Genomic DNA, 23,316 nt, shown 5'->3' with positions numbered 1-23,316 from the left:
AATGAAGTCTTTAGCAATGAATTACATTCAAGTATTAACAATTGCCGGCTCAGATAGTGGGGGTGGGGCTGGCATTCAGGCCGATTTGAAGACCTTTTCGGCCCTGGGCTGTTTTGGTACATCGGTAATTACAGCGGTAACTGCACAGAATACGCTAGGGGTGCGTTCAGTGCATGGTATTCCGGCTGCAATGATTAAAGATCAGTTACAGGCAGTATTGGATGATATAGCACCAGTGGCCATTAAAATTGGAATGATTAACCGTGCCGAAGTGGTACAGGTGATTGAAAAAGAACTAAAAGCTTACCAGCAATCTGTTCCTGTTATTTTAGATCCGGTAATGGTCGCTACCAGCGGTCACCGCTTAATCGAACCCGATACCGTTAACCAATTAGTAGAAAAATTGTTCCCTATCGTTAGTTTGGTTACACCAAATATAGATGAGGCCATAATCCTTTCGGAACAAAAAATCAATAACCTCGATGATATGGTTGCGGCAGGGAAGAAAATCATCGAAAAAGGCGCAAAAGCAGTTTTAGTTAAAGGTGGTCATTTGGCTGGGCCGATTATTTACGATGTGCTCATTTCTGGTACTGAAATTCCGGTGGTTTTAGAAAGTGCCTTTATTGCTTCTAAAAATCTACATGGAACGGGTTGTACACTTTCATCGGCTATAGCTGCCGAAATGGCGAAAGGCAACAATTTATTATCCGCAATTAAAAATGCAAAAAACTACATCAGCCAGGCCTTAAAAGCTGGTAGCGAAGTAAAAACAGGTGAAGGTAATGGGCCGCTAAACCACTTTTTCGAACCTTTAAGATTAATTATCCAATGAAGTGGAGCGACGATGCCTGGGAACGGGTTAAACCCATTTATAATAAAATTTTAACCATGCCCTTTAATAAGGAGCTGAGCAATGGTACCTTACCGAAAGAAAAATTTATCTTCTATTTAGTACAGGATGCCTATTACCTTTTAGAATTTGGGCGGACGCTAAGCACTATTAGCGGGCGTATGCAAGATGCAGATTTGGTAATGGCTTTTGCCGGATTTTCTACAGGCGCTATATTTGCCGAGCGGAGTTTGCACGAAAGTTACTTTGTAGAATTTGGTTTAGCAAGCCAGGTGCAACCCACTCCATCTACACTCTTGTACACCAATTATATTCTTAGTCAGGCTGCGTACGCCAATGTAGAAATAGCAGTAGCGGCTGTTTTGCCCTGCTTTTGGATTTATAAAGCGGTGGGCGATCATATTTTCGCTCAACAGACCAATGATCAAAATCCCTATAAGAGATGGATTGATATGTATGCAGGAATCGAATTTGCTGCAGCAGTTGAAAAAGCAATTGATATTACAAATCAACTGGCAGCACAGGCCAATGCCGCAACTCAACAAAAAATGCTGGATGCTTTCGAAATGGCAACCCGTTTAGAATGGATGTTCTGGGATAGTGCTTATGAATTGGAAAAATGGAAAATCTAATATTTTAACCCTATAAGCAACAAATTTTTGATAAAATGTTAAAAACTTGTCGGTATTTCCAATAGATTTAAAGAACTTTGCAGTTCTATAATTTTAAGACATCACTTTGGAAGAAAGCACGCAAGAACAGGAAATTTTAAATAGACAAGAAGATAAACCTGTATTAGCACAAAGCTCTCCAAAACAAGTACGTTTAGCCATATCTGCCTTTTACTTTATGCAAGGGGTCTGTTTTGCAAGTTGGGCCAGTAGGATTCCAACTTTTAAAGCTTCAATGGGTTTAAATGATGCAGAACTAGGCTCTATTCTTTTTGCATTGCCTGCAGGACAGATCATTACCATGTTTTTTTCTGCAAAACTGACCACACATTTCGGCAGTAAAAAAATGCTCAGGGCAACTGCGCCATTATATGCAATTGCCTTAACTTTTTTAGCACTAGCCACTACTGGTTGGCAACTGGCTGCTTTTTTGGTTTTATTCGGCATAACAGGTAATCTTTGTAACATCGCCTTAAATACACAGGGTGTTGCCGGCGAAAACTATTACGGCAAACCCATTATGAGTTCTTTTCATGGCGCCTGGAGTATCGGTAATTTAACTGGTGCATTAATTGCGCTCGGTTTGGTTAACTTAAAATTAGGCATGTATACCCATTTTTGGATTATTGCCCTAATATCTTTAACCAATGTAACCCTTAATTGGAAAAAGTTGCTGAACTATAATAAACCAGATACCGTAATTGAGAAGACAAAGTTTTTTACCATGCCACAAGGTATTTTAGTGTTATTGGGTGTTATCGCATTTTGTAGTATGGCTACGGAAGGTACAATGTTCGATTGGAGCGCTATTTATTTTGAAGATGTGGTGAAGTTACCTCATAATAGGACGATTATTGGTTATGCATCGTTTATGTTTATGATGGCAAGCGGAAGGTTTTTGGGCGTATACTTGATCGGTAAATTTGGGCGGAAAAACTTGTTGCAGATCAGTGGTGCCATTATATCGATAGGTATGGCACTTGCCGTAATATTCCCGAATCTGATTGTTGCCATTTTTGGCTTTATGCTTATTGGCTTGGGCGTTTCGAGTATTGTACCGATGGTATATAGCATAGCGGGTAATAACAAAAAAGTGCCTGCTGGCAAAGCCATTACCATGGTTTCAAGTATCGGATATTTTGCTTTTTTGTTTGGACCGCCCTTAATTGGTTATGTTTCGCAATTATCGAGCTTGCGTTATTCTTTTGGAATCATTTCCGTTTTTGGCCTGCTGATTACTTTTCTGGTTACGAAAATAAAGGAGATAAATTAGGATTTTGTTCCTTAAAAAACTATCGGTTATTTGGAGCGCAAGGTCACTACAAAAAAAATACATTTCTTCCCGTTTTTCGCTTGTACGCTTCGCTTCCTCGTACCTCGTTGCTACAGGGTACCACTTCAACCGGGGCTAATTGGCCATAGTAATACTTAATTTAGTGACTGCTTGGTATATTAACGCTAAACCTTATTTAATGAAGGGGACCTAAATTATAATTTCATTTGCATTGTTAAATGCCAATATGGATTTACGGTTATTCTATGTTTTTAACGTGTAAAGGGCCTTCTGCTAGAATGTCTGACCCTGAGAATTCTGATTTCTTTATTCGTCTTTCTAAAGGATATTCTGTAGCGGTCAATTTCGAAAGCAAAAAAACTGGCGTCGTTATTTTTCTTTAATCTGTCTTTTTGGAATGTATCTGGATGGTTTGGAAGCGACTTGATTTTTGATAAAATTTTTATTTCAATTTTTTCAGCGTAATCAATAAGGTCATTGTCTTCTAAATACTGAATAATTTCTAGTAATTGTTTTACAGCAAGTTTATTCCATTTAATTTCCATTAAATAAGCTTACGCCTTTTTTCAAAAAGTTGTTCTACATCTTCATGAGAAATAAAGTCGCCAGACTCTATTTCTTTATCTGCTTTATCTATTTCCTCATTATATTGATTTAAGAATGCTGCTTCAACTTCTGTTGGTGCATCATTAATATCAGATTGATATTTATAGTCTAAACTATCCAAAAAGGCAATAAGGACTTTTTCTTCCTGCTCATTTTTTGTGTTTACAAATACGCTCATATTCAAATTTAACGAAATTTAACGAAAATAAATATAGGCTATTACCTATTCTTTCTTCACCAATCCATGTTCCTTCAGTGTAGCAACAGCAAGTTCGATCAACCTGAAATTTTCTTCCAGATGCCCGTGCTGCACTTCTACATTGATATAAGGGATATTATTTTGCATGGCATAAACCGATAGGGAACCATCATTGGAAGCAAATTTAGATTGAAGAATTACATTCACGTTTGCCTTTTTTAAGCTGCTGAATAATCTTGGCTCGGTTACGTAAATAAGATCGTCACCATCCATCTGGAAGTTAATGTAAACGGAATCGGCGGTGCTGGCTAAATCGTAACCTGGTAAATAAGACGAGATTCCAAAACCACCATCGGCATTGTTATGGAGGGTTAAAAAATAACCCGTTGTTTTTGGATCGTAAAAATCTACAATTTGCTTTCCTGCATTTAATATGGCTTTTTCAACTTCGTTAGAGCTGAACTGGTTTTTCTTTAACCTGGTATTAACCCCCACTTCGGTGTAGATCGCATTAGGGTCTATGCGGTACTGGTCGTCCATATAGCTGAAATAATAATCCCGAACGGCTCCGTACTGACTGTCGATCAATTCACCGCCGTACCATCGGATATAATCAAAACCAGCCTTTACGCCCGTATCTTCATTATCGTGTACTACCAAAAATTTTACACCATTGGGTTTATAGCTGTATTTTACTAAGGTAATATCCAAATTATAGAGTTTAATAAAGCTCGAATCAGTACGCATAGCTGCAAAAACAGGAGGGTGTTGCGCTTTTACAAGGAGTGTAGAACAGATTAGGAACAGGCTAAGAATGATTTTGAACATAATCCCTAATATACAATGTGAGCACATAATTTGTTTGCTGACAACATTGTAGAATTATCTGCGCATGGAAAAAGCAAGTAATTTAAATATGCTTTTACATGTTTCTGAGTTCTTTGGTCTAAAAAAATAGTGGTTCCCGACTATACCAGAACAATCTTATTAAAATAAAATCTATTATTCGCAGCTAAAACCATGTGTTTTAGATGTGTTTTCGCTGCGGATAAAACTAGTTTTCATAGTTGATATTAAAAGGCAAAAAAATGGAATTGCTCATTGGAAGAATAGTCAATGGTGTTCAAAGTGTTACTTTCATCAGTTTTGTTATACCTGCAGAACGCATTCGGTCAATTCATTAAAGCACCACGATTGTCAGTCTGAGCGTAGTCGAAGACTTTTTGAGGTTGGTTAATCGTAAATAAATACCCTTCGACTACGCTCAGGGTGACATCTTTTGAGATTTATTCCCTTAACTTAATGACATTGTGCATTTGGTTCAGGAGGGTCAGATTAATAAGATTTATGATCTTCACTAAACCATGGCTCCTGATTTTTAAAACTCCACAAAAAAGCCCCGATTTGGGGTCGGGGCTAAATTGATTGTTAATCTGGATGTTTATTAATGTCCGTGATCTAAGTCGTATTCGTTTACATCTTTATGGTCGTATGGTTCAACCATTAACTCATCGATGGTTTTTCCTTTTTTATTGAAGCCAAGGCGCTCTAACATTCTGTCGAACATTAAGTACACCACAGGTACCACAATTAAAGTTAAGAACAATGAACTGGTTAATCCACCTACAATAACCCATGCCAAACCATTTTTCCATTCGGCACCTGCACCGCTTGCCAGGGCAATTGGAAGCATACCAAATACCATGGCGATGGTTGTCATTAAGATTGGACGTAAACGTGCATGGTTAGCCAACACAAGCGCTTCTTTGGTTTCTTTACCTTCAGCTTTTAAGTGGTTGGTAAAATCGACCAGGATAATCGCATTTTTCGCTACGAGACCCATTAACATAATTAATCCCAAAATGGTAAAGATACCAATTGAATTATTGGTTAAAGCCAGGGCCAACAGGGCTCCGATTACCGCTAGCGGAAGGGAAAACATCACCACTAATGGATAGATAAAACTATCGTAGAGGGCAACCATAATCAGGTAAACCAAAATGATCGAAGCCAATAAAGCGATACCTAAGGTACCAAAACCTTCGCTTTGGTTCTCCTGATCACCCGCCCAACTATAACTTACGCCAATTGGCGCTTTGAGTTTGCCATTTTTTTGCATCTCTTCCAGTTTTGCCTGGAATTCTGCAACCACGGTTCCTGTTGGTCTACCGATTGATTGGGCCTTAACTGATACTGAAGTCGATTTATTTAAACGCTCCAGCTGACTTGGTCCTGAACCTTCAGTAATGGTTGCAAACTGCGATAACTTAATCTGTTTGCCATCATTATTTACAAAAATCAGGTTACGTACGTCGTCAATGTTCTGGCGGTTAAAGTTTTGATACTGGATATTGATATCATATTCGTATTCGCCTTTTCTGTATTTGCCATCCGTGTTACCCGCAAAAGCAGTCTGCATGGTAGAACCTACGGTTTGTAGCGTTAAGCCAACTGCCGACATCTTATCACGGTCTACCTGAACGTTAATTTCAGGCGTTCCTTTTTCTACCGATAATTTAATCTCTGTAGCACCAGGAATAGAAGCAAGTACTTTCTGTGCACCTTCGGCATATTTCAAAGCACTATCCAAATCAGAACCCATTACCACCAACTGGATCGGTGCATTTTCTGCAATACCCAAAATACTGATTGGAACGGTTTTTACTTTTGCACCAATTAATTCTTTTGCCAGTGCACGGCTCATTTTCGTTGCAAAAATATCTGAAGAAACACCTTCACGTTCATCACGCTCAACAAGTTTTACGTTGATCTCCGATTTATAGGCTGTTGCCTGCGTACCACCGAAATCACCTGTCGATTGTCCTACAGTTGTAATTAATTGTGTAATCTCTGGTTGTTTATCTAAGAAAGCCTCGGCTTTTTGTGTTAAGAAGTTGGTTTGCTCTAAAGAAGCATCTTTTGGTAACTCCAGCTGAACCAAGAACTCACCTTTATCTGATTTAGGGAAGAACTCAGAACCAATAAAACCGCCTACCAATAAACCGCAAGAACTTAAGAACATCACCACTACGGCAACTAAAGTAAGTGCTTTATGGTTTAACGACCATGTTAATATACTGGTAATCCAAAGGGTAAATTTCTTTAACTGTTTTTCGAACCAGAGAATGAAACGGCCAAATATGTTTTTACCTTCAATATGTTCCAATTTACCGAAACGAGAGAAGATCAATGGTACAATAGTAAATGAAGCGACCAACGAAAGTAAAGTTGCAATAATTACCACAATACAAAACTGACGTAAGATGTTAGATACTAATCCGGTACTTACCGCAATCGGGAAGAACACCACCACAATTACGAAAGTAATGGATACAACCGTAAAACCGATCTCTCTTGTCGCATCAGATGCTGCCCTTACCTTGTTTTTACCCATCTCCATGTGTCGCTGGATGTTCTCCAGTACCACAATCGCATCATCCACCAGGATACCTACCACGAGTGATAGCCCCAACAGCGACATTAAGTTTAAAGTAAAGCCGAACAAGCTGATTCCGATAAAGGTGGCAATTAACGAAACCGGAATGGATACCATTACAATTAACGCATTACGTAAGCTGTGCAGGAAGAAAAGCATTACGAAGGCCACCAAGATAACCGCAAGAATTAAATCGTGGATTACCGCATCGGCTGATTCTAAGGTAAAGATTGAACTGTCGTTAACAATTCTGATATCAAGCTTATTGGCTGCATATTCAGTTTTAAGTTTGGCAATAATGGCGTGTACACCTTTACTTACCTCTACTGCATTCGCATCACTTTGTTTAATGATCTGGATAGCGATAGACGCTTTACGATCGATACGTGCCAGTTTCTCGGTTTCTTTTTGCGAATCCTGAACATCGGCTACATCACCTAAGCGGATCTGTGCTCCATCTTTAGTTGTTGTTAAAACAAGGTTTCTCAATTCTTCCATACTTCTGTATTTACCCGATAAACGGATTAATACATCCTGATTCTGCGTTTTAACACTTCCCGTAGGGAAATCGAGGTTAGAACTCAAAATTAATTGTTGCACCTGAGGAACCGAAAGGTTGTAGCCCTGGAGTTTATTGGCATCTAACGAAACCTGAATTTCGCGTTCTGAACCACCAACAAGGTTAACCTGTGCAATACCACTTACCCTCGAAATTACCGGAGCTATACGTTTATCGATTAAATCGTAAAAGGTAATATCATCCATATTGGCTGATGCCGACATGGTAATTACCGGTAAATCATCCAAAGAGAATTTACTTAACGACGGCGTTTTTACATCCTCAGGCAGATCAGAAAGAATGGCGTTTACCTTTCTTTGTGCGTCATTTAAGGAAATATCGATGTTTGCCGCATCAGTTAAGGTGATGGTAACAGTTGATAAACTCTCAAACGATACAGAATTGATTTTCTTAATGTTTTCCATCGATGATACCGCATCCTCAATCTTTTTGGTTACGGTGTTTTCAACCTCATTTGGCGAAGCGCCAGGGTAGATGGTCGAAATAGATACTACGTTGTTAGAGAATTTTGGAAGTAATTCATAACCCAACGAAAAGTAACTTAGTAGCCCAAGCAAGGTAAGTGCGGTAAACACCACAATCACCAGCGAAGGCCTTTTTATAGATATGTCTGTTATCTTCATTTTAATTCGTATTGCGTTTTGCGATTGGCATATCGCGTTTTTAAAAGCCGAAAAATTCTGTTAACTTACTTTACGATACTAACGGCAGTACCTTCAGTTAAGTTAATCTGTCCACTGGTAATTACAGTTTCACCTTCTTTTAAGCCGTCAAGAATCTCAACATTATCTCCTAAAATACGGCCAGCTACAACATTACGGGTTTTGGCAGTATTGTTGGCTTTGTCCAATACGAAAACCTGATTGCTGCTTACACTACCCACAAATGATGTACGTGGGATAAGGATGCTAGGTGCTTGTTTAGGAAACTTAAATATGGCAGTTCCGTACATACCGGCTTTTAAAGTGTTTTTGTGGCTGTTCTCTACTTCAATTTCAATAGGGAAGTTTAAGGTTCCATCAGCTTTAGCAGCGATGAAAGTTACCTTTCCGGAGAAATTATCAGTTGGGAAAACAGAAGATTTAATGTCGATCTGGTCACCGATTTTAAGATTGGCAACCTGCGATTCGTTAACGTTTACTTTTAATTTTAATTTAGAAACATCAACAAGCTCGAACAATTGAGTACCTTGGGTATTTACAAAAGCACCAACTTCGATGTATCTTTTGTTTACGATACCATTGATAGGCGATTTAATGTTCGCATCACTTAATCTTCTTTGCGAAGCCTGTAAACGCAGTTTTGCATTTCTTGTAGCCAATTTAGCCTGGTCTAACTGTTGTTGCGTAACACCACCAGTTGAGAATGAGCTTTGGTATCTGGCCTCATCTCTCACTGCATTCTGGTAGTTAGCTTCAGCAGTTTCTCTGTCTGTATTGATGATTTCAGCGTCAACGCGGGCTAAAACCTGTCCTTTGCTTACCCGGTCACCTTCATCTACATAAATAGCCGTAACACGACCAGCATTTTCTGATAAGAAGTTAAGTTCTTGTTTAGGAATAAAGTTTCCGTTTGCACTGAAATCTAAATTTACAGCTTTTCTTTCTACTTGGGCAACACGAACGGCAACAGCACCACCACCTTTAGCAATGAAAGCAGTTTTTTCTTCGTTCTTCTTTTTATTGTTGCTTAAAACATAAGCTATTGCACCAAGGGCAACAACAACTACGATGATTATGGTAATTACTCTTTTCATTTCTATTGTACTAGCGATTTAATATTTCCGTTTGATTTGATTAATTGTATTTCGGCTATTTTATAATTTAATAAAGCCTGTGTATAGCTGTTTTGTGCCGAGGTAAGTGCATTTTCGGTATCCAAAAGGTCGGTTAACGAAGCTAAGCCGTTATTGTAGTTATTTTGGGTACTTCTATAGATCTCTTGCGCTAAATCGGCATTTTTACGCTGCGCTTTAATAGTATTTAAATTATTGCGCAATTGTATTTTTGCATTTTCATAAGCCAGGTTTAAAGCATTGTTGGTCTCTTTTCTGCTTTCCTGAGCCTTTTTAATGTCTACATCAGCCTGGCGGATTTTAGAACGGGTTAAGAAACCGTTAAAAATTGGTACTTTTAAGGTTAATCCAATTGCTGACGAACCAAAACCGATAGCCGAAGCATTCGTTTTAAGGAAATCGAAACTATTGCTCTGGCTCGAATAGGTATAATTGCCTGTTAAAGACAAACTAGGATAGTATTCGGCTACATAAGCTTTTCTTTGCAGGGATAAAAGTTTATCCTGGTTATTTAAAAGTTTAACTTCAGTTCTGTTGGCGAGATCGATAGAATCTGTAAACATAGGTAATGTAGTTACTTCTGTTAATTCGGTAGCAGGAAGGCTAATTGGAGTTGCAACCGCCATTCCCATCGAAAATTTCAACTGGTTTTCCAATTGGGTAATCGCATTAAGCGTTTGCTCGCGCTGTGTATTTAAATTGGTTAGGTTTACACTAATCCGGTCTACATCGATTTTTCTGGCTAAACCATTTTTATATTGGTTACCCACAATTTTTTCAACCACTTTAACATTTTTAATGTTGGTGTCGATTACGTTAAGCTGTTGCCTGTTTACCAAAACCTGGTAATAATTGTTGGCCACCAGTTCGATAATTTGTTCTTCTGTTAACTGTGAAGTAAGTGCATAATATTCTTCGCTTGAACGTGCAGCCTGCAGGCCGGTAAAAACCTGTTGGTTAAATAATTGCTGCGAAAGTTGAACGCCTGCGGTAGAATTCCAGTTCTGCCCTAATTTAAACGACTGTGTTGCTCCACCAATATTAGCAACCAACTGGCCAATAATAGGGTTGTAAGTCAAACCTACATTTCCGGTGAGTTGTGGTAAGGCTTGTGCCCTTACTTCTTCTACCTTGTACCTTCCGCCTTCAATATCCAACCTGGCATTGCGCACTTTTGTGTTGTTTTGGAGCGCAAATGTGAGCGCATCTTTTAAGGTAATTTGCTGCTGTGCAATTGCCAGCTGCGGTAATACCGAGCCAATAATGACGATGAGCATTAATCTTACCATTTTTATTCTAAGCATAATGTATTGTTTTTTTGTTTTTGGGTTTCTTCTCTGTTTTTTCAAACCAGTTAATTCGGGTCTGTTTATTGATGCTAACGTCACGCTTTTTAGTCTACACACCTTAAACCTCTTATAAAGATGGTAGTCAGGTTTTTTTGTTTTAAAGTCATTTTATTTAATGCTTTTTTATCAGGGAAAAGGTCCTTGCCGGTTTCCATAATACACATTGTACAAAGGCCCATTAAACTTTCCAGGTATAATTCGGCAACATGTGCTGTATCATCATGCTCAATTTCTCCTTTTGATTTAGCCAGACTAAAAATCTCTGCGAAAAAGTCCTTTTCCGATTCTTTTAATGAGTGCAGTTTACTTTTAATTACCTCATCGTTCAGTAAATCCGGAATGCCCTCCGTAATGCGGAGCATGTAATATTTTTGGAAAAAGGTGTTCCGAACATCAATGGTATTAAAAAGAATTTCCTGTACCGGCAAATCAGGGTTGTATTTCTTTTTAATCAGTTCAAAGAAATCGTTAAACACTCTTTCAATTACTCCCACAATCAAATGTTTTTTATCCGGAAAATAATAATAAAGAGATGGTTTGGATACAGATAGATCTTCGGCAATATCATTCATTGTGGTTTTACCAATACCAAAATGGATAAAGCGTTTTATAGCACCATCAATAATTTGCTCTCTCTTTTTATCGGCTACAATCATTTTACTTTTCTACTTTCTGACTTTTTTAATATTTTAGTCAAAAATAGTGCTAAAAAATGATTTGTCATGAAACGTTTTTTAAAAACATTGTTAAGCTTACAGTTTTATGACATAATTTTGCATATTTGGCTGTTATATATCTTTACAAACCAATCATTTAGAAAAATTGTCTGTATTTATCAATATTCTTATCGTATTATTTACCATTATTTTTATGGAGTGTTTGTCGTGGTTTATACACAAGTATTTATTCCATGGACCACTGTGGTTTATGCATAAAAGCCATCACCAAAAGGCAAAATCATTTTTCGAATGGAACGATCTGTTTGCGGTGTTATTTGCTGGAGTGTCCTTATATTTAATGTACACCGATCGGGATAGTTTTGGCTACCTGTTTTTTGTGGGCTTAGGCATTACTTTGTATGGCCTGATTTATTTTGTAGTACACGATTGGTTTGTGCACCGTCGTTTTAAAACCTTTAAAAGTAATAATGCTTATTTGCAGGCAGTACGTAAAGCGCATAAAATCCACCATAAAAGTAGGGGGAAGGAAAAAGGGAAAGCTTTTGGTTTGTTGTTTGTGCGGAAAGCAGTATTAAAGAGCTAAATTAAGCTATATGAAAAATTATTATCAGATCATTCTTCTTGTAATTATCTCTTTGACCTTATATTCTTGTGAAAAAAAGACTGATAAAGACCGCGCCATTGCACTTGTAGAATCGAAATACGAAACCAGTAACCGGGATTTGAATTTTGATAGTTCAAAATTGGATAGTCTATACAATATATCTCCCCAGGCTTATGCCGATAGCCTGAAAAAGGGAAACGAGCTGGATGTTACCCTGGCTGAATTAGAAAGTCAGATTGAGCATTTGAGTCAGGCAGAGTCGGATAGCGTAGGTTTGATCAGCGCCAGATTAACTAAAGAGCGATACCACTTGTTGGAATTTACTAAAACGAAACCTGCGTTTATTGGCTGGAAACTTTCTGGGGTAACTATAGCAGGAGATAAGCCTGAGATTTTAAGCCTTAATTTTGATAAGGGGATTACCAAAATCGTTCCTTAATTATTTTTTATTCTACTTTTGCAGCATAACCCAAAATCAATATGCTTCAAATCCAGGAAAATATTTCTCTAAAACCATATAACTCATTTGGTATAGATGTTAAGGCCAGCTATTTCGCTGAGATATTCTCTGAGGCAGATCTGGTTAGCTTATTTAAAAACGAGATCATAAAATCTCAAAAGCTTTTAGTGATTGGCGGAGGTAGCAATGTGTTATTTACTCAGGATTATAACGGATTAGTTATTAAAATCAGCATCAAGGGTATTCAATCTGAAGTTATTGATGATAAAGTTTTGGTAATTGCTGGTGCAGGTGAGGTCTGGAATGATTTTGTAAACTATTGTGTTGAACATCATTTTGCAGGTGTAGAGAATTTAAGCCTGATTCCCGGCACGGTTGGCGCTTCACCCATACAGAATATTGGTGCGTATGGGGTAGAGTTGAAAGACGTTTTCGAAAGCTGCAAGGCATTTGAAATTAAAACCGGGAAAATGAAAACCTTCGGCTATGCCGATTGCCGTTTTGGTTATCGTGAAAGTATTTTCAAAAGGGAATTAAGGGGGCAGTATATTATTACATCTGTTACTTTCCGTTTGTCAACTGAAGCAAAAATTAATACTTCTTACGGTGCAATTGAAACGGAGTTGCTGAACAGGGGAATCGAAAATCCAAATATTGCTGATGTTTCTTCTGCCGTATCGCACATCCGTGTGAGCAAACTGCCCGATCCATCTACTATTGGTAACGCTGGCAGTTTCTTTAAAAATCCAGTAATCGAAAAATATGAATTTGCCGATATTGTGGCAAAGTACCCCGATGTGGTACATTACCCCACAGCAGATGATAAAATTAAATTAGCAGCAGGCTGGTTAATTGAACAATGTGGCTGGAAGGGTAAAGTGGTTGGTCAAACAGGCACATGGAAAAATCAGGCTTTGGTTTTAGTTAACCATGGACACGCAACTGGTACAGAAGTGTATAATTTTTCTGAACAAATAATAGACAGTGTGAAGTCTACTTTTGGAGTCATTCTGGAAAGAGAAGTAAATATTCTGTGACGAAGGCTGGCTATTAAGTAGTTAAGCACTTTTAACACCGTGCCAGAAAATTTTGGTATTAAGTTTGTTTAGGTTTAGTAGAATAAGCAATAATTTGTTTTAATCTACCTAAAGCTAAAAATCATGACAAAATTTGAATTCAATCATCTGGTTAATCATCACTCGGTATCACTTAGGTCTTATGCTTTAAATTTTACTAAAGACGCAGAAGACGCAAATGATTTGGTTCAGGACACCATGCTTAAAGCAATCACTTATTACAATAAGTTTAAAGAAGGTACTAACCTGAAAGGCTGGTTATTTACCATTATGAAAAATACTTTCATTAATAACTACCGTCGTTTGGTAAAAACCAATACGCTAATTACACAAAGCGAAGATATTTCTTCTGCAAATCTTTCATACAGTGCGACTAAAAACCAGGCAGAAAGTAAATTTGTACTGGGCGATATTGACAAAGCCCTTTCGCAATTGCCGGAAGAATATTATGTGCCTTTTATCCGCTATTTTGAAGGTTACAAATACCATGAAATTGCGGATATGTTAGAAATTCCAATTGGAACAGTGAAAACCCGTATCCACGTAGCAAGAGGTATTTTAAAAAAATACCTTAAAACTTACTCAAAAGAAATTGCCAGTGTAGAATTGGTATAAGATACATCCATCGAAAAACTAGGGGCTCAGATTTTATCTGGGCCTTTTTTGGTTTGTTCTTATGTCTCCTCATTTCGAGCGGAGTGTTACCTGTACCCATTTTACATCGGTAACGTAATCGAGAACCACGTAGTACTCAGCGAAGCTAAATCCATCTCGAGATAGATCTCTCCATTTCGCTGCTCTTGAGTCGAGATGACGCTTAGATTTTAAGCAAAATTTTCCAAAACAGCCTAAAAAGCAAAAGGCCTGGAAAATCCAGGCCTTTTTGCTTATCATATATTTGGTTAGTTGATTCTTATTTTTTCTTTCAACAATTCGCCTTCTCTCTTATTTCGAAACAAATGCAAACCCCGAACGATTATGTGTTTTGAAGCTTTTTTGCAGTGTTTTTGTTTTGTGGTTATAAAGATAAGGGAAATTTTAAATTTGTCAAGCTTTTTTTAACTTTTTTTATTTCTTTTGCTACCACTTGTCCGGAGATGATTGCAGGTGGTACGCCAGGGCCAGGAACGGTTAACTGTCCGGTATATAAAAAATTTGTTACCTTACTTTTCATTTTGGGTTTTAAGAAAGCAGTTTGTTTCAAAGTGTTTGCTAATCCATACGCATTTCCTTTAAAAGCATGGTAATCTTCAATAAAATCGTTCATGGCATAACTTCGTTTAAACAGAATGTTATCACTAATGTCGTTTCCTGTTAAATTTTTGAAACGATTTATCAATAAATTAAAATATTCTTCCCTTTTGCTTTCGCTATCTTTTAAATCAGGTGCAAGCGGAACCAAAAAGAAAAGGTTTTCGCAACCCTCTGGCGCTACACCCGGATCGGTAACCGATGGACAGCAGGCATAAAATAATGGTTTTGTTGGCCATTGCGGGTCAGTGTAAATTTCTTCAGCATGTTGATCAAAATTCTCGTCGAAGAAAAGATTGTGGTGTAATATATTGTTGAGCTTCTTATTTAAGCCGATATAAAACAACAGGCAGGAAGGAGCCATGGTTCTGGTATCCCAGTATTTTTCGGTGTAATTTTGGTATGGCGCATCAAAAAGGTGTTGATCAATGTGGTGATAATCGGCATTGCCCACTATAAAATCACTTTTAAAATTCCCCTTATTTGTAATCACTTCTTCAGCAATGTTGTTCTTAACTTCAATTTTAACCACCTCGGTATCGAAAATGAATTTCACCCCCTGCTCTTCTGCAATTTTCTGCATGGCATTCACAATTTTGTGCATGCCGCCCATAAGGTACCAAGTACCTAAAACGAGATCCGCATAGTTCATTAAACTATACAGCGCAGGCGTGTTCTGTGGTGTGGCACCTAAAAATAAAATGGGGAATTCTAACAGTTTCCTTAAACGCTCGTTTTTGAACAACTGATGTACGTGTTTGCGCATATTGCCCAAAAGCTGTAGTTTGATTCCGCTAACAGCTAAACGGGGATCGAAATATTCCATTATGCTGTGCGAAGGCTTGAAAACATATTCTTTCATGCCTACATCGTACTTGTACTTTGCCTGATCGAGAAAATGTTTTAGGTTGCCGCTGCTGCCTGGCTCTAGTTTTTCAAATAAAGCATATAGGTCATCCAATGTCGCTGGAACATCAATAATATCATTTTTGCCAAAATAAATGCGGTAAGAAGGACTTAGCCTTTTCAGTTCATAAAAATCGGACGCTGTTTTATCAAAGATCTGATAGTAGTTTTCGAAAACATCAGGCATCCAATACCAGCTCGGGCCCATATCGAAAAGAAAGCCGTCTTTTTCCCAGGTTCTGGCACGGCCGCCAGCCATTTCGTTCTTTTCAATAATACTAACATCACAACCATCTTTGGCCAATAAAGCTGCGGCAGCCAGGCCTGCAAAACCGGCACCTATAATGGTAACCTTGGGTTTTTTCTCCATGGTGTAAATAAAGGAATTTTATTGCGTTTTGTTTTGGTTTTTTGTCATTCTGTGCTTATCATTCTGAACGCAGTGAAGAATCTTTCTTTTGTTAGAAGTAGTCTTTATGGGAGCTTGATTCGATCGGTAGTTTTGGTGAAATGTATTCAGGATGACAGGGAGAGCAAATACGCTTAGCTTTTCTTACATTTGCCACCATCTCATGATTAAACTACGCATTATATTTTTGCTGCTATTTGCAGCAAGCCATGTTACTTACGCTCAGTTATCCACTCAGGAAATTGCAATATTAAAAATTAATATGGTTAAGGCGGTTGAAAACTCCAAACTAACCGATTCTTTATTTACCAGGCTAAATAAACTGCCAAACAAAACAGCACTAATTACCGGCTACACAGGAACCCTGGAAGCGCTCAAAGCCAAACACTCCTGGAATCCGTATAATAAGATCAAGTATGTGAGCCGATCGCTAAAAACGATGCAAAGAGCAATAGATATGGATAAGGAAAATCTGGAGATCCGTTTTATGCGGTTTTCGATTGAATTTTATACGCCTTCCTTTCTCGGCTTCAGTAAAGATTTGGCTCAGGATAAAAAAGAGATTGTTAAACATTATCAAAATGGAAACTTCGGTCTTGCTGATCGCGAACTGGTTAAAAACGTAGCTAAATTTATGATCGACAGTAAAAAATGCAGTTCTGCTGAAGTTAAAATTTTGACAAAACACCTTTAGAATGAATTATATCTATCTACTTATTAATATTGCCGTAATTTTTTTCCATTGGTTTTATCATTTGATAAAAAGGTTCATTTTTTAGCAAATGGAAGTTTGTATTTCCTGCAATATTGCTTACTGGCATTGTATTTTTAATTTGGGATATCCTGTTTACCAAGCTCCATGTATGGTCGTTTAATCCCGGTTACATCATAGGTGTAAATCTTCTGGGCCTACCTTTGGAAGAGATCTTATTCTTTTTAACTGTTCCGTATGCCTGTATTTTTATTTACGAATGTTTGAACATCTATTTCCCAAAAAATGATCTGCAAAAATATAGCCTTGCGTTAAGTAATCTGTTTCTGGGGCTTTGCGTGGCCATTTTATTTTTTGGTTACAACAGGTGGTACACGCTAATTAATTTTGGCTTTTTATTTATAGTGCTGGCTTATGTAGAATATGTAAATGTGGAGTTTAGGTTTATGTACAAATTTTACAGGGCTTACTTGGTTTCGCTTATCCCCTTCTATATTGTAAATGGTTTTTTAACTGCTATTCCGGTGGTGATGTATAATAATAAGCAAAACCTTGGGTTTCGAGTGGGTACTATCCCTTTTGAAGATCATTTTTATTTAATGGGGCTGTTGCTGATGAATATCTACCTGTACGAAGTTTTTAAAAGCAGGGCTGGTAAAAGTCAGGCATAAGGGAGATAATTTTATTTTTTATTAGGAAACGAACGTTCTGTGTTCTTGGAGGTTTTCAGCCCCGCTTTCCATTACTCCCGACTTAACGTCGGGATTCATTGCATCCGATAGCTCCTAAAATCCGCATGTCTGTCTTAATCTGAATATTACTAAGTTCTAAAAATGAATATCACCTGATTTTATTCCACGATAATTATATTTACAGGCGGAAGTTCATTTTTGATTGGCATTTCTGAACAGATTTGGGATCTAAATTTTATTTTAGGCATAAAAATGAAATAGAGGTCCCCTCCTGGCTGTATTTCAGGTAACAATATTAGCGCTATTATTTCTTTTAGTGATCCTGGCCCTATGGGTAGCTATGATCTATTGAGTAAATTCTTAATTTCAGCTTTCTGCCTTGCCTAACCCATTTGGCTGGCCGGATAATGAATCTAAAAAGAAACTTTTTTAGTCTGAAACATGGCTTCAGCGTTTTTACCTTTTGTGAAAAATAATCAATGATTTTATTATATATGTTTCTGCAGATCGCTGTAAGATAAAGGAAAACCAGGTTTTTGTTTAATGTAGAGAAAGGCATGTTATTCCATCCAAAATCATTTTTAAGGATATCAAATTGCCGCTCCATCCTCCCTCTCTGATTATAAAAATGGACAAGGTCAACAACATCCATTTCAAAGTTGTTGGTTAGAATTCCCCTGTATTCATAGGCATCCTGGGTAATCAAATCTACCTGGCCATCTTTTTTCAATCTTCGTTTAGCAATCAGTCGATATGTCTGTGGCTGTTGATTTTGTTCCCTGGCCTGGTTTATAAAGGGAATGATGTCCGTGTACCCTACTTCCAGCAGGCCATTTTTGTCCTCCATCACTTTCCAGTTGCAAATTTGAGGAAAATATTTCTCGACATAGCTGTTTCTGCATCCTATGTAAAAGTGTTCTACCTTTTGTTGCAGCAAAGTAACTACCTCATACTGGTAGGATGCCGCATCTGCCCGAAAGTTTTTAATCTTTTTTACCTTCTTTGTTTCAAGCAGATTAAAAATTCTTTCCAGCGTATCCCTTTGAAATGACTTTGCGTCAGAATTTCCGTTTCTATTTTCGATATAAAGTACAAACTGCTCATTGACGGTACAAACACCTGGCTGATAGCCATAATCCCTTTTGTAGGTCATTTTACTGTCCTGTTTTTCATTGAAAATGATCGTGTTATCATAATCAAGGGTAAGTTCCTGGGAATCAAGAACCCCGATTTTTTTGAGGACTTCCAGATTAAAGTTCTCAAGGGTCTGGTTGGTACAATATTGATGTGTAACCACACCCCGCTTGGTTACACAGGTTTTTGTTTCTTCGGTAAGCCCGGAGAGTCTTCTCAAAACAGTATCGGGGCTTGCCAGTCTAAGATAAGGATTGTCGAGAAAATGACTTTTTAAGTGGGTATGAAGATCTTCAACACTATCGCCGCCACAGAGAAAAACAGATTTAAGTGAGTAGAAAACATCCTTCCAGGAATACTTGCTTTGGGCAGCAACGCAGGGCAGATGGGCATGGCAAAGTTTATCGATTTCTAATTTGTTTAAGTAGTCAAAAACAAAATTTATGCCTCCGAAAGAGGATATTGGATTTGAATTTCTTATTTTCACAGCAGTAATATTGGTCAACACTAATTTAAGTGAATATTACATTGCTGCAAAACATTATTTATCAAGGTTTTGCAGCATCTTTTTTAACCTGCGGACATTAGGAGCTATCGGATCGGGTTTAAGAACGGGGGGCTGCACTATAAAAAACCCAAAAATGAAATGCTGTTTTGGCCAGCTAGCCCCGGTTGAAGCGATACCCTGCAGCAACGAGGGTACGAGGCAGCGAAGCGTAAAAGCGGAAAACGGGAGTGAATTTGTTGTCTTGTAGCGACCTTGCGCTTCAAACCGGAACAATAAATTGAAATACACAACATATAGGTTTTCGACTCTGCTCAGACGGAAAACTTTGCAGTAACCTTTTGCTTAAAAAATAATAGCTGGTTAACCATGTAAGAACATAAGCTTATATACCCTTATATTTCTTATACGGTTAAAACCTTTTGATTATCTTCAGCCCGAAATTAATTTAAATGGATTTACCAGGCTATACCAAACAACAACTTGCTTTACGGAACGGACAGGATAAGCCACAGATCTGGGTAGCATACAAAGGCTTGATCTATGATATGACTGATAGCAGGTTGTGGAAAAACGGGAAGCATTATGAGCATTGGGCCGGGCAGGATTTGACTGACGAACTGCCCGATGCACCCCATACCGAAGCTGTTTTTGAAAAGTTTGTTCCGATAGCTGTACTCGTTAAACCAAATTAATTTGTTTAAGCTGGATTGTTCGGCTTAGAGATTTACCCAATAAAAAAGCCGCAGTTTATAAGAAATTAGTCTTTAAAATCTACGGCTTAATTTATCTGCAGTATGAAACTGGGAACTGCCTATTGAAAACTGTTAACTGATTATATTTCTATGGTGAAAGCACTTAAGTTTACAAATTCTTGAATCCTTGCTGCAACTTCTTCATCGGTTAAATTCAATAACTTTTCTGTTCCAAATTTCTCTACACAGAAAGAAGCCAATGCTGAACCATAAATAATTGCATTTTTCATGTTATTGAAGTTGATTGTACCCACTTTAGCCAAATAACCGATAAAGCCTCCTGCGAAAGTATCGCCGGCACCAGTTGGATCAAATACTTCTGCCAATGGCAAAGCCGGAGCGGAGAATATCTGATCTTCATGGAATAACAATGCGCCATGCTCACCCTTTTTAATGATCAAATATTTTGGACCCATAGCAAGGATTTTCTTCGCTGCTTTTACCAATGAATATTCGCCCGATAACTGACGTGCCTCGGCATCATTAATGGTTAATACATCCACCATTTTAATGGTTTCCAATAAATCATCCATCATAATATCCATCCAGAAGTTCATCGTGTCCATTACGATTAATTTTGGCCGGTTTTTAAGGCGTTTAATTACCGTTTGCTGCACCTGTGGAGTTAGGTTGCCCAGCATCAGGTATTCGCAGTCTTGATAGCTCTCCGGGATAATCGGGTCGAAATTTTCCAATACATTTAATTCCGTAATTAAAGTATCACGGCTATTCATGTCGTTATGGTATTTACCTGACCAGAAAAATGATTTTTCACCTGCTTTAATCTGTAGTCCTTCGGTATCAATGCCATGTTTGGTAAAGGTGTCGATGTCTGATTGATGAAAGTCATCCCCCACTACAGCTACAATTTTTGCTTTATTATAAAAGTAAGAAGCGGCTAAACTTGCGTAAGTTGCAGCACCACCAACAATTTTATCTGTTTTTCCGAAGGGCGTTTCAATAGCATCAAAAGCTACAGTACCTATGATTATCAGGCTCATATATATGTATTAATTTTTTTTAAAATTTTTCACTGCAAATATTGCATAAATAATTTAAAAGCCCTAATATTGCATTCCCAAAACGAACAAGGGCGATTGTGCTGCAGAGTATAGAGAACCTCGTTTTAGGAACAACCAGCACTCCTTCTTAGCTCAGCTGGTTAGAGCATCTGACTGTTAATCAGAGGGTCGCTGGTTCGAGCCCAGCAGAGGGAGCCAAAACCCACGACGAAAGTTGTGGGTTTTTTGTGTTTAGGGCTGGGCGAGAAATTATCTTGAGCGCAGACGAAGGGATCCCAGCAGAGGGAGCAAAGATTTTCAAGCCTGAAAATCACATAAAAACCCCATTTTTAGCTAATAGGATAGGTTTTTTTATTTCCATAATAGGAGGCTTCCTGCTTCATCTTCTCTTTTCAATAGCCAATTATTGTCAGGTTCTACAGCAAAGATTGCTGAACTTCCCGATAATTTGTTGCAAATATCTTACAAGAAAACCCCCGTGATTTAGGACTTCCGGTACCTGTTTACGCAGTTTTTGGTTCTGAAAAATGGAGTATTTATAATAAACTCGATTACAGCTATTCTCACAATCTGGCTAATTGGTGCGAATAAACTGGTTGCTAACTGGTCTTCAATTCCTTCTATAGAAAGTTCCCCAAAATAACCGGCATTGAAATTTGCAGTGTTGTTGATGAGTATATCAATCTTGCTAAATTTATCCAGTCCGGCCTGAACTGCATTACCTTGTACAATACAATCATGCTACCTTAGTCTAAACGGCCCCGGCCGCCCAAAATCCGGCTAGGTGGATCAAGAGGTCGTCCTCGTTGAGCCGTCCGTAACTATGCGCTGTAAAAAGTGCGTGGCCTTGCTGGTCATATTGTGTCCATTCTGAAAGTAGCTGTCCGTGCTGCTGCCTAAACCAATTTACCCGGAAATAACCACCTGGAAATTTTTTTGGAAGCCGGTAGCATGAGCAAGAAGAGAAATTCGTCCACGGCCATCTACGCCAGGATTTGTAAATACCACATCTTCAGCTACACTTGAATTCAAGAGTTGTTCCTGCTCAGCAGGAGATGCCTTGGCGAATGCGTCTAAGTACTTCTCAAAAACGATTCGAAGTTTGTCGTTGGTCATAACATTATTTGTTGAATGCATTGCTTATTAATTATTATTCAAAATTAACCAGACAATATGTACATAATGGACTGATTAATTCATTAATTTTGCTTAATCGTACATTTTCATGGATGCATTAAGTAAAATTTTAGAATCAATTAAGCTTAGCGGTGTAGTTTACCGAAAACTGGAAGTAACGGCTCCCTGGGGAATTGAGTTGCCTAAAAGTCGGTTTTTGCAATTTTGGAAACTGCTGGAAGGGGCGTGTTTCCTTAAAGTAGAAGAAAACTTTTACATACAATTAGCTAAGGGAGACCTTGTGCTGATACCAAATGGAAGCAGTCATTGCATATCTGATAAAGCTGATAGTATCAAGATCCCCTTAAAAACCTATATAAATTTTCGGGACAGCAAAAGCCCTTACTTTTTGGATGGAGATTTGAAAACTGTCATGCTGGGCGGTCACTTTGAATTCGATGATCAATATCAACACCCTCTCATAAACGGATTACCTGGCGTAATCCACTTAAAAGAAATTCATCAACAAAATCAAGACTGGCTCGAACTTACCACCAATCAGATACTCCTGGAAATTGATCAACCAAAGCCTGGCAGTGATATTTTAGTAAGCCGTTTATCTGAAGGGCTTTTCATTCATACATTACGCGCTTATATAGATCAGAGTAAAATCAAGCAGGGGTTTTTGCTTGCATTGACGGATGAAAGGATATGTTCTGCTTTGCAAAACTTACAAGATTCACCTGAAAAAAACTGGACGCTGGAAGAACTTTCTAAATCTGCGGGAATGTCAAGAACGCTTTTTTTAATAGCTTCAAATCGCTGGTAGGGCAAACTCCACTTAGTTACCTCCAGAATTGGCGTATGCAAAAGGCAAAAGAAATACTTTTATCAAGCAAGGACAATGTAAGTGTTGTAGCTAATCAAGTCGGCTATCAATCAGAGGCCGCATTTAACCGTCTCTTTAAACATACATTTAAAGTGACACCTGCTAGGTTTAGAAGGTCACGCAGTAAATAGAACATTTTAATTGAGGAACCACCAATATCTCCCTTACCTAGAAGATCACTCCAAAAGTGGTATTCTGTGTTTTCATATTCGTCAATTTTTATTTTGCGATAGTCTCAGATTGGAGGGCTTTAATGCGCTTTGGCAGGCGGGTGATTCGCCCGTTTATTTCAAACCCCACAAAATGGCTCAAAACCAATAAA

General features: G+C 38.1%; 23 protein-coding genes and 1 tRNA gene. 13 read left to right on the top strand and 11 right to left on the bottom strand.

Going from position 1 to position 23,316, the window contains the following annotated elements:
- Window positions 1–16: 16 nt before the first annotated feature.
- The 3 genes from thiD to ACQ86H_RS25895 all read left to right on the top strand — a co-directional run bounded on the left by thiD (window position 17) and on the right by ACQ86H_RS25895 (window position 2,797).
- Window positions 17–835, top strand: a complete 819-nt coding sequence (gene thiD, locus ACQ86H_RS25905) for a bifunctional hydroxymethylpyrimidine kinase/phosphomethylpyrimidine kinase (RefSeq protein WP_431292956.1) — start codon at window positions 17–19, stop codon at window positions 833–835.
- Window positions 832–1,485 (top strand): TenA family protein, encoded by a 654-nt coding sequence (locus tag ACQ86H_RS25900; RefSeq protein ID WP_138819760.1) that lies wholly within the window; start codon window positions 832–834, stop codon window positions 1,483–1,485. Before thiD ends, ACQ86H_RS25900 begins: the two co-directional genes overlap by 4 nt.
- Window positions 1,486–1,591: 106 nt before the next feature.
- Window positions 1,592–2,797, top strand: a complete 1,206-nt coding sequence (locus ACQ86H_RS25895; RefSeq protein WP_431292955.1) for an MFS transporter — start codon at window positions 1,592–1,594, stop codon at window positions 2,795–2,797.
- A gap of 272 nt (window positions 2,798–3,069) precedes the next feature.
- On the opposite strand, the gene ACQ86H_RS25890 is transcribed toward ACQ86H_RS25895, so the two are convergent.
- The 7 genes from ACQ86H_RS25890 to ACQ86H_RS25860 all read right to left on the bottom strand — a co-directional run bounded on the left by ACQ86H_RS25890 (window position 3,070) and on the right by ACQ86H_RS25860 (window position 11,439).
- Window positions 3,070–3,363, bottom strand: coding sequence for a type II toxin-antitoxin system RelE/ParE family toxin (locus tag ACQ86H_RS25890; protein WP_431292954.1), 294 nt, complete (start codon window positions 3,361–3,363; stop codon window positions 3,070–3,072).
- Window positions 3,363–3,602, bottom strand: a complete 240-nt coding sequence (locus ACQ86H_RS25885) for a hypothetical protein (RefSeq protein ID WP_431292953.1) — start codon at window positions 3,600–3,602, stop codon at window positions 3,363–3,365. The genes ACQ86H_RS25890 and ACQ86H_RS25885 overlap by 1 nt, the downstream gene beginning before the upstream one ends.
- 45 nt (window positions 3,603–3,647) lie before the next feature.
- The gene (locus tag ACQ86H_RS25880) at window positions 3,648–4,451 is read right to left on the bottom strand and encodes a hypothetical protein (RefSeq protein WP_431292952.1); all 804 of its coding nucleotides are present in this window, start codon (window positions 4,449–4,451) and stop codon (window positions 3,648–3,650) included.
- Between the two features lie 616 nt (window positions 4,452–5,067).
- Complete coding sequence (locus ACQ86H_RS25875; RefSeq protein ID WP_138819763.1) at window positions 5,068–8,262, bottom strand: efflux RND transporter permease subunit; 3,195 nt, start codon at window positions 8,260–8,262, stop codon at window positions 5,068–5,070.
- A gap of 65 nt (window positions 8,263–8,327) precedes the next feature.
- Window positions 8,328–9,395 (bottom strand): efflux RND transporter periplasmic adaptor subunit, encoded by a 1,068-nt coding sequence (locus tag ACQ86H_RS25870; protein WP_138819764.1) that lies wholly within the window; start codon window positions 9,393–9,395, stop codon window positions 8,328–8,330.
- A gap of 2 nt (window positions 9,396–9,397) precedes the next feature.
- A complete protein-coding gene (locus ACQ86H_RS25865; protein WP_138819765.1) occupies window positions 9,398–10,738 on the bottom strand; it encodes a TolC family protein in 1,341 nt (446 codons plus the stop codon).
- Between the two features lie 89 nt (window positions 10,739–10,827).
- Entirely contained in the window at window positions 10,828–11,439 is a 612-nt protein-coding gene (locus ACQ86H_RS25860; protein ID WP_138819766.1) for a TetR/AcrR family transcriptional regulator, read from the bottom strand.
- Window positions 11,440–11,605: 166 nt separating this feature from the next.
- Here ACQ86H_RS25860 and ACQ86H_RS25855 point away from each other — a divergent pair, with 166 nt between their 5' ends.
- The 4 genes from ACQ86H_RS25855 to ACQ86H_RS25840 all read left to right on the top strand — a co-directional run bounded on the left by ACQ86H_RS25855 (window position 11,606) and on the right by ACQ86H_RS25840 (window position 14,218).
- The gene (locus tag ACQ86H_RS25855) at window positions 11,606–12,046 is read left to right on the top strand and encodes a sterol desaturase family protein (protein WP_431292951.1); all 441 of its coding nucleotides are present in this window, start codon (window positions 11,606–11,608) and stop codon (window positions 12,044–12,046) included.
- A 10-nt stretch (window positions 12,047–12,056) separates the two neighbouring features.
- Entirely contained in the window at window positions 12,057–12,506 is a 450-nt protein-coding gene (locus ACQ86H_RS25850) for a hypothetical protein (RefSeq protein ID WP_431292950.1), read from the top strand.
- A 41-nt stretch (window positions 12,507–12,547) separates the two neighbouring features.
- Window positions 12,548–13,564 (top strand): UDP-N-acetylmuramate dehydrogenase, encoded by a 1,017-nt coding sequence (gene murB / locus ACQ86H_RS25845; RefSeq protein ID WP_138819768.1) that lies wholly within the window; start codon window positions 12,548–12,550, stop codon window positions 13,562–13,564.
- Window positions 13,565–13,687: 123 nt separating this feature from the next.
- On the top strand, window positions 13,688–14,218 hold the full coding sequence (locus tag ACQ86H_RS25840) for an RNA polymerase sigma factor (protein WP_121284155.1): 531 nt from the start codon (window positions 13,688–13,690) through the stop codon (window positions 14,216–14,218).
- A gap of 403 nt (window positions 14,219–14,621) precedes the next feature.
- Here the strand turns inward: ACQ86H_RS25840 and ACQ86H_RS25835 are convergent, their stop codons facing one another.
- Entirely contained in the window at window positions 14,622–16,130 is a 1,509-nt protein-coding gene (locus ACQ86H_RS25835) for a phytoene desaturase family protein (RefSeq protein WP_431292949.1), read from the bottom strand.
- 202 nt (window positions 16,131–16,332) lie between these two features.
- Here ACQ86H_RS25835 and ACQ86H_RS25830 point away from each other — a divergent pair, with 202 nt between their 5' ends.
- Together ACQ86H_RS25830 and ACQ86H_RS25825 are read left to right on the top strand one after the other, a co-directional pair.
- Complete coding sequence (locus ACQ86H_RS25830; protein ID WP_138819770.1) at window positions 16,333–16,863, top strand: hypothetical protein; 531 nt, start codon at window positions 16,333–16,335, stop codon at window positions 16,861–16,863.
- A gap of 113 nt (window positions 16,864–16,976) precedes the next feature.
- The gene (locus ACQ86H_RS25825; protein ID WP_431292948.1) at window positions 16,977–17,552 is read left to right on the top strand and encodes a lycopene cyclase domain-containing protein; all 576 of its coding nucleotides are present in this window, start codon (window positions 16,977–16,979) and stop codon (window positions 17,550–17,552) included.
- A gap of 349 nt (window positions 17,553–17,901) precedes the next feature.
- Here the strand turns inward: ACQ86H_RS25825 and ACQ86H_RS25820 are convergent, their stop codons facing one another.
- Entirely contained in the window at window positions 17,902–19,194 is a 1,293-nt protein-coding gene (locus ACQ86H_RS25820; protein WP_431292644.1) for an IS1380 family transposase, read from the bottom strand.
- A gap of 470 nt (window positions 19,195–19,664) precedes the next feature.
- On the opposite strand from ACQ86H_RS25820, the gene ACQ86H_RS25815 reads away from it, so the two are divergent.
- Entirely contained in the window at window positions 19,665–19,907 is a 243-nt protein-coding gene (locus ACQ86H_RS25815) for a cytochrome b5 domain-containing protein (protein WP_138819772.1), read from the top strand.
- A 140-nt stretch (window positions 19,908–20,047) separates the two neighbouring features.
- Here ACQ86H_RS25815 and ACQ86H_RS25810 read toward each other — a convergent pair whose 3' ends face one another.
- Window positions 20,048–20,968 (bottom strand): PfkB family carbohydrate kinase, encoded by a 921-nt coding sequence (locus tag ACQ86H_RS25810; protein WP_138819773.1) that lies wholly within the window; start codon window positions 20,966–20,968, stop codon window positions 20,048–20,050.
- Between the two features lie 142 nt (window positions 20,969–21,110).
- Here ACQ86H_RS25810 and ACQ86H_RS25805 point away from each other — a divergent pair.
- Window positions 21,111–21,187: transfer RNA gene (locus ACQ86H_RS25805), tRNA-Asn, on the top strand.
- A gap of 708 nt (window positions 21,188–21,895) precedes the next feature.
- Here the strand turns inward: ACQ86H_RS25805 and ACQ86H_RS25800 are convergent.
- A complete protein-coding gene (locus ACQ86H_RS25800; protein WP_431292947.1) occupies window positions 21,896–22,105 on the bottom strand; it encodes a hypothetical protein in 210 nt (69 codons plus the stop codon).
- Between the two features lie 109 nt (window positions 22,106–22,214).
- On the opposite strand from ACQ86H_RS25800, the gene ACQ86H_RS25795 reads away from it, so the two are divergent.
- Complete coding sequence (locus ACQ86H_RS25795; protein ID WP_431292946.1) at window positions 22,215–22,934, top strand: cupin domain-containing protein; 720 nt, start codon at window positions 22,215–22,217, stop codon at window positions 22,932–22,934.
- Window positions 22,883–23,125: a helix-turn-helix domain-containing protein gene (locus ACQ86H_RS25790; protein WP_431295478.1), complete on the top strand. Its 243-nt coding sequence runs from the start codon at window positions 22,883–22,885 to the stop codon at window positions 23,123–23,125. Before ACQ86H_RS25795 ends, ACQ86H_RS25790 begins: the two co-directional genes overlap by 52 nt.
- Window positions 23,126–23,316: the final 191 nt, after the last annotated feature.

The organism is Pedobacter sp. P26 (genome assembly GCF_050632135.1).
GTDB lineage: Bacteria > Bacteroidota > Bacteroidia > Sphingobacteriales > Sphingobacteriaceae > Pedobacter.
The sequence above is the reverse complement of the archived record's forward strand: the minus strand, read 5'-3'. Positions and strand labels throughout refer to the sequence as shown.